This window comes from Leptospira soteropolitanensis, from assembly GCF_026151655.1.
GTDB classification, from domain to species: Bacteria; Spirochaetota; Leptospiria; order Leptospirales; family Leptospiraceae; genus Leptospira_A; species Leptospira_A soteropolitanensis.
Genome location: NZ_JAMQPN010000018.1, coordinates 1 through 6,381 on the forward strand (window position 1 = coordinate 1; position 6,381 = coordinate 6,381).

Below are 6,381 nucleotides of genomic sequence, written 5' to 3' on the forward strand. Positions count from 1 at the left end.
CTAGACTAACCGACGTAGGCTGGCCCTGAGTCCCAACGGGACGTTAGGGACTGGAACGACACTTGCGAAGGCAAGGGGAGTGCCAGAAGCCTATGTGGCGCAGCCCAAGCGAGGGCTTGTCCCGAAGCGAAGCGGTTAGTCGCTGTTATACGACGTTTTGAATTTATATATTTGCTCCAAATTCAATTACTACAGATTTAAATGCTTCCGATTTAGTATAGTCACCACGTAAACCATATTCGATATTCTGTAAAGTATCATATCTAGAATCACCCGAGTATACTCTCATATCGTCAGGTAAGATTTTAGCGACAATTGATTTTAGTCCAATAGTCATAAATACGTTTTCAGAAAAGAAATATCCCGCTTTTATATATATTTCGTTCCCAATGTATTTACTGTATGGTTTTATGTTAACATTTATATATCCTTGGTCAGTATTCAATGCAGTAAAATTGTAACTATTGCAAATTCTTCCATACAGCTGAAAAAGACTGATTCTAGTAGCAAAGAAGAAATTTGCATATTTATCGGATTGGTATTCAAATCCAATCTCAGGACCTAAGTATTTTTGTCCAAATCTGATAGAATAGGTTAAAGGAAAAGTATCGGTAAGTTCTGATTTAATATACCTCGTACCAAAAATGAGACTGAAGTTATTTATTGTTGGTAAATTATAGAGAAATCCAGTTCGAATTTGAGATCTAAAATAATCTCCAATAGAAACAGATGAAGTTGCTACTAGTTGATTATTTTGATAAAAGTCAAATTGTTGTGAAAATGCTCTTTTGTTAAATTCAAGGAAGTCAGTATAAATTGAAAAATTAGAGTCTTCGAATCTCTTTTTAAAAGAAAATTCAAAGTTATTAACAGTTTCATTACCCTTATTTCTATAACCTCCGAATGTATCCTTAAATTCATATTTTTCGTAAGGAAACAAATATGTTGAATTCCTAATAAAAGCAAATGTCCAGAGTTTGGTTCTTTGATCTGGATTAGTTTCCGAATGGGCTGAGGAACTTATCAAAATTAGAATTAAAATTAGTTTTTTCATGTATTTCTATAATGTTTTCAAAATGTCGTATAACGAAATAGCCTTAACGACGTTCCTCGGAGCTGAGCCTACGGAGTAGGCGTTAGCGTCGGCACGTATTCTTGCGTAGCAAGAATCGTGACGGAGAGGAATGTGTCGCAGACCGAGCGAGGGCTTGACCCGAAGCGAAGCGTTAAGGCGCTGTTATACGACGTGCTTTATTAAAGAAATCCAATAAAATTACTTTTGATGAGTCTTTGAATTAGATTGGCTAAAGCAATTTCTGAAATTTCGCATTTTTTTAAAAGTAAGAAAACTAAAACTAATGCTAGTCTGTCTGTATAATACACCATTTCTGTATGGTTCAAAATTTTGTGTTCACTACTTTGTTCAAAATGAGTTAAATAATTTCGAGTATCAATAATTTTTCTAATGGATTTTTTTGGTTTTACGAAGAAATTTTCTAAACCAAGTAATTTTATTTCTTCAAATATGAATTCTAATCTTTTTTGAAGATTTGGTTCGAAGCCATATCGTAATTTATTTTTTAACCATTCTGCTTCGCTTTCACTTATTTTTTCGCAGATGCTTGAAAGTTTAGATATAAAAGTTTCCTTGTTTTTTTCATTTTCTTGAGTTCTTCGATGAAAAGATTCAAGTGCTTGAACTATTGTTAAAAATCTCAATTCTATTGTAGTTTCTGTCATATACATATATACAAAGAGAGCTGAAATCATAGGTTTCAAAGTTTCGAAATGTAAAAACCAATTTTTAAGGATTAAGGGAAGATCCTGCTCAATTTCTTGGTAATTTATCAAATAGCGAAAGGATCTGCTAGTGTTACTTGTAGAATCAATGTTTTCGTTTCTATTTTTGTAATTTAAATAATCACACCATAAACTATTTTGTTTATTAAATTTAAGATTAATATTAAAGTTAGATAGGTTTCGAAAAAGTACAATTGAGAAAAATTGCTGAATTTTGAATAGATTAAGCGATAAGTCACTAAAATTTGAATCTTGTTTAAATACGATAACAATATATCCTGAATTTTTAAAAGATTGTGTATTCGTTTGATAAATTGCGGGATATTGGAATTCGAATTTAATTTGGAATTTCAGGGAATCGGATATTTCTATTTCTATATCATTTGGGTTTATATACTCCATTCGAAATTGTTTTTTCGATTCATCGATTAAATTTCTAAAAGGCTTTAGGTTTAACCAATCCAAAAGAAAATTATGGCTAAGTTTTATTGCTGAAATTTTTATATCTTCTCTGTTTCGAAAATTTTCACCAATTATTGCCGCCTCGGCGGAGAAAGAAATTTTTGTGTATCCTCCTGATACTGAATGATTGTTTAAGTATGAATTAATGAGCGTGATTTTTTTTCCATTTTCAGCGTATCCACAGATTATTTCTTCAAATTCAGTAGGTTCCGATTGACTCGTATACCAGGTTCCATGTATTTCTAGAAAGGGGAATTGGCCACTTTCAATTTTTAGAATACCAGGAATTTTCTTCTCTTCATTTGTCGGTAGATACCAATTTCCGTTCAGATTCATAATTTTTTTAAATAATTGTTAAAGCATGTCGTATAACGAACTAGACTTAACGACGTTCCTCGACCCTGAGTCCCTGAAGGGGACGTTAGGGGCTGGAACGAGGCTTGCGGAGGCAAGAGGAGTTCCAGAGAGGAATGTGTCGAAGACCGAGTGAGGGCGCAAGTCCCGAAACGAAGCGTTAAGTCGCTGTTATACGACGTCACCATTGTAATGATAAAAAATTAAGAAGCTATTGCTAAATCTTTGTAATTGTGAATTCCGTTAAATTCTTTCTGTTTTTTTAACATTTCTTCTTCCAAATCGTAATCATTTTGTAAACCAAGCCAGAACTGCGGAGTAGTTCCGAAGAATTTCGATAACCGAATTGCGGTATCAGCAGAAACAGATCTTTTATATAGTAGAATTTGACTGATTCTCGTTTGCGGAATACCAGTTTCCTTCGCAAGTCGATATGCAGTGATTTTTAAGGGAGTAAGAAACTCTTCCAATAGAATTTGTCCCGGATGGATGTTTGGTAAACGTTTCATATAATCTCCTTTCTTAATGGTAATCAACAATTTCTAGTAAAGAAGCATTATTTCCATCCCAATTAAAGCAGATACGCCATTGATCATTAATACGTATGCTGTACTGACCTTTCCTATCGCCTTTTAAAGGCTCAAGTTTATTGCCAGGAGGAACTTTTAAATCTTCTATATTTTGAGCATTATTTACCATCCTAAGCTTTTTTCTGCCTTGGTTCTGAACTTCAGTTGGTAAATCTTTAGAAAACTCACCTTTCCAAACTTTTTCAGTTTTTTTGTCAGCAAAACTTAGAATCACTATTGTATACTAACGTAAAGCGATACTGTTGTCAATCGATATTATATTCAGAATTTAATTTCAGGTGATGTCGTATAACGAACTAGACTTAACGACGTTCCCCGACCCTGAGTCCCTGGAGGGGACGTTAGGGACTGGAACGACGCTTGCGGAGGCAAGAGAAGTTCCAGAGGGGAATGTGTCGCAGACCGAACGAGGGCGTGTCCCGAAGTGAAGCGTTAAGTCGCTGTTATACGCCGTTATCTAGGTCTCTATAATTCTCCCTCTTTATCATTTTTTTTCTGGTTTTTTCTGTATAGAAAATATTGTGTGTTAACAGTTCTCCATTTCTCCATTCATCTATTTCATATCCATTCTTTTTTAAGTAATCTATTTGATCTTGATCTAATGATAATTCATCTGAAGTCATAGATGCAAATATATGTTCGGGTAGAGTATTTAAATATTTAAACTTAAAATATGTTTTTTCAAGTTTTAGAATATTCTTTTTGTATGAATATAATTCGTTTCTGTAAGCGGTTATTAGAGAATCAAAAGAATATATGATAATTTTGTGTTTGTTTTCAATACTCTTTATATATTCAAGTTTCTCTGCGGAAGAATTTTTTTCATTGGATCTACCATATATAAGCCAATACTGAAATGAAATTGGATTTTGTCTCATTTTCATCGGATGCATTAGTGGTTGTAATTTATTTATAATTTGGCTTTTATTTTTATTTATGAAATTCTGCCATGACTGTATTTGGTCAAGTGCCCCTGAAAACTCTGATGTACATCTTATTGGAGAGATACCACTTCTAAAGAACTTTTTGTTGGGTGATTCGAGTTCGACCAAAGTAATTATCCATTCACCAGAGCTTTTTGTTAAATATACAAAATCCGTTATTAGTGATGTATCTAATGGAAATTTTGAAATTATACTTTCAAAGTGTAGTCTATGATTTAGTAGATTAGGTGGTGTAAATATTTCAGTATTCGTTTCCAGGAAATCTTGAACGACTTGTTCTTTTTGTTTTCCTTTCGGTGGTTCATTATCTAGCGTCGATTCAAAATCTTTTATTAAGTCTTCATTAATTTGTTTCATATTTTTTTACTTTTTAAATTTTTAGATAATGGCGTATAACGAACTAGACTTACCGAAGTTCCCCGACCCTGAGTCCCGAAGGGACGTTAGGGACTGGCACGTAGTTTGCGGATGCAAACGAGTGACAGAAGGGGAATTTGCCGTAGGCCGAGCGAGGCCTTGTGCCGAAGCGTAGCGGTAAGTCGCTGTTATGCGAAGGAAAATGCTTAGATGCTAATTTTTTTATCTTTTATGATCCATTTGAGAACTATATAAGAAAGTAACGGAAAAGTAATTACAACGAATTGATTATATTTTATTGCATTGTCCAGATCAAGATGGATTAGATACCATATTGCTCTCGTGGTTCCGCAACCAAGGCATTTAATGTTAAATAGAAATTTAAAAATACATACTGTATATTGAGTATTCATAAAGTTTATTGGTACATTATAGAATAAAACGAAACCAGTTAAAAGTACTGCAATTTTTTTTGCCATAAAATTGTTATTTATATGCACCTAGGTTCGTCCTAGGTGCATATATCATAATTAGTTTTTTGAAATTATGTTTCCTTTTTCATCTTTGAAGTTTCCAATTAATATTATTATCAGGTCTACCAAAGCCCAGATACCACAGCCACCAAAAGTTAAAAGCATTGCGATTCCAGAGCCAATTTTTCCTACGTAGAATCTATGTGCTCCAAATACCCCAAGGAAGAAGCATAGTAAAAATAAGGTTAACCAATTGTTAGATACAGTAGTTCCTTGTGAATTCAACTGCCTTACTCCGCACTTAGGGCAAATTTCTGCCTCTTTTTTTATTATATTCCCACACGATCGACAAAATGCTTCGTCGATATTTTTTTCTCTAAATTCGCTCATTTTTTTCCTCTTTATTTGTTATTTTAAAAACAGATTTTCATTTTCTTTCGCATAACGAACTAGACTAACCGACGTAGGCTGGCCCTGAGTCCCGAATGGGACGTTAGGGACTGGTCACGACACTTGCGCAGGCAAGGGGAGTGCCAGAAGCCTATGTGTCGCAGACCGAGCGAGGGCGAAGTCCCGAAGCGAAGCGTTTAGTCGCTGTTATGCGCCGTATCGTAAATATATTTCTGTTTATTTTAGGTCTATATGCATAAAGTAATTCTTGTAAATATATTATAAGTAATCAGAATTAAAAGCATTTGGTTTTTTAAACTATTTTAGTTTTAATTGTTTCGGAAATAACTTTATAGAAATCTCAATCCAATTATTTTACAATCTTTTTCTTTTTTGTAATTCTTGCATTGGTAGAGTATATCAGATTTGGGATTAGTGCTCAATTTGTCGACAGTTACGCATGCTATTTTTTTCTTAATATTTTTAATTAATAATATTTGGTTCAAGCCGCAGTCTTCAGTCCAAAAATAATTTTGTCTATTTGCGATAGCTAGATCTTTTATTGAATGTTCCCTTTCGTATTCATGAAAGTTTGCATCAGAGAAATATTCTTTTGCATGCGATTTTGTTACTATTATTTTGTAGAAATCATCAAATAATCCAATTTTATTATATAGATTTTCATTATAACTCCATTTCGGTCTCCTCCTAAGTTTTTTATCGAATCTAAAGAATATTTCTTCAAATTCAATATATAAGATTTCGTCAGTTAATTCATTTAAACACTTTGTTTCGCCGGAAGAGACGCAGTTTAGCATCGTGCTAACGAAATTAGTTTCTTTGTATTCTTTATTGTTATCCAGATAATCAATTAGTATTGGTTTGCTTATAATTGAGAAATTAATCAGGAGAATGGAAAGAAGAAATAAGTGATAAATTTTGGAACTTTTGATAGAGGGTGTCATTTTTTTCTAATTTTTTTATCGTGAAAAGTATTTGCGATATGGCGCA

Annotated in this window: 8 protein-coding genes; all 8 read right to left on the bottom strand. The window is 33.3% G+C overall.

Features of this window, described 5'->3' with window-relative positions:
* Positions 1 to 163: 163 nt before the first annotated feature.
* Positions 164 to 940, bottom strand: coding sequence for a hypothetical protein (locus ND811_RS18570; protein ID WP_265361226.1), 777 nt, complete (start codon positions 938 to 940; stop codon positions 164 to 166).
* Positions 941 to 1,254: 314 nt separating this feature from the next.
* Entirely contained in the window at positions 1,255 to 2,598 is a 1,344-nt protein-coding gene (locus tag ND811_RS18575; RefSeq protein WP_265353500.1) for an ApeA N-terminal domain 1-containing protein, read from the bottom strand.
* Between the two features lie 221 nt (positions 2,599 to 2,819).
* The gene (locus tag ND811_RS18580) at positions 2,820 to 3,125 is read right to left on the bottom strand and encodes a HigA family addiction module antitoxin (protein ID WP_015679763.1); all 306 of its coding nucleotides are present in this window, start codon (positions 3,123 to 3,125) and stop codon (positions 2,820 to 2,822) included.
* Between the two features lie 13 nt (positions 3,126 to 3,138).
* Positions 3,139 to 3,420, bottom strand: a complete 282-nt coding sequence (locus ND811_RS18585; protein WP_015679760.1) for a type II toxin-antitoxin system RelE/ParE family toxin — start codon at positions 3,418 to 3,420, stop codon at positions 3,139 to 3,141.
* Positions 3,421 to 3,649: 229 nt separating this feature from the next.
* On the bottom strand, positions 3,650 to 4,507 hold the full coding sequence (locus tag ND811_RS18590; protein ID WP_265353499.1) for a Shedu anti-phage system protein SduA domain-containing protein: 858 nt from the start codon (positions 4,505 to 4,507) through the stop codon (positions 3,650 to 3,652).
* 206 nt (positions 4,508 to 4,713) lie between these two features.
* Positions 4,714 to 4,986 carry a DUF2752 domain-containing protein gene (locus ND811_RS19655; RefSeq protein WP_407658929.1) on the bottom strand — a complete coding sequence of 91 codons (273 nt, stop codon included), beginning with the start codon at positions 4,984 to 4,986 and terminating at the stop codon, positions 4,714 to 4,716.
* A 51-nt stretch (positions 4,987 to 5,037) separates the two neighbouring features.
* Positions 5,038 to 5,370, bottom strand: coding sequence for a TM2 domain-containing protein (locus ND811_RS18595; protein ID WP_265353498.1), 333 nt, complete (start codon positions 5,368 to 5,370; stop codon positions 5,038 to 5,040).
* 350 nt (positions 5,371 to 5,720) lie between these two features.
* Positions 5,721 to 6,335, bottom strand: a complete 615-nt coding sequence (locus tag ND811_RS18600; protein ID WP_265353497.1) for a hypothetical protein — start codon at positions 6,333 to 6,335, stop codon at positions 5,721 to 5,723.
* Between the last annotated feature and the right edge of the window lie 46 nt (positions 6,336 to 6,381).

Excerpts from the sequence above, each read along its gene's own strand:
- ND811_RS18600 (WP_265353497.1), bottom strand. The coding sequence starts at position 6,335 with ATGACACCCTCTATCAAAAGTTCCAAAATTTATCACTTATTTCTTCTT.
- ND811_RS18575 (WP_265353500.1), bottom strand. The coding sequence starts at position 2,598 with ATGAATCTGAACGGAAATTGGTATCTACCGACAAATGAAGAGAAGAAA.
- ND811_RS18580 (WP_015679763.1), bottom strand. The coding sequence starts at position 3,125 with ATGAAACGTTTACCAAACATCCATCCGGGACAAATTCTATTGGAAGAG.
- ND811_RS18595 (WP_265353498.1), bottom strand. The coding sequence starts at position 5,370 with ATGAGCGAATTTAGAGAAAAAAATATCGACGAAGCATTTTGTCGATCG.
- ND811_RS19655 (WP_407658929.1), bottom strand. The coding sequence starts at position 4,986 with ATGGCAAAAAAAATTGCAGTACTTTTAACTGGTTTCGTTTTATTCTAT.
- ND811_RS18590 (WP_265353499.1), bottom strand. The coding sequence starts at position 4,507 with ATGAAACAAATTAATGAAGACTTAATAAAAGATTTTGAATCGACGCTA.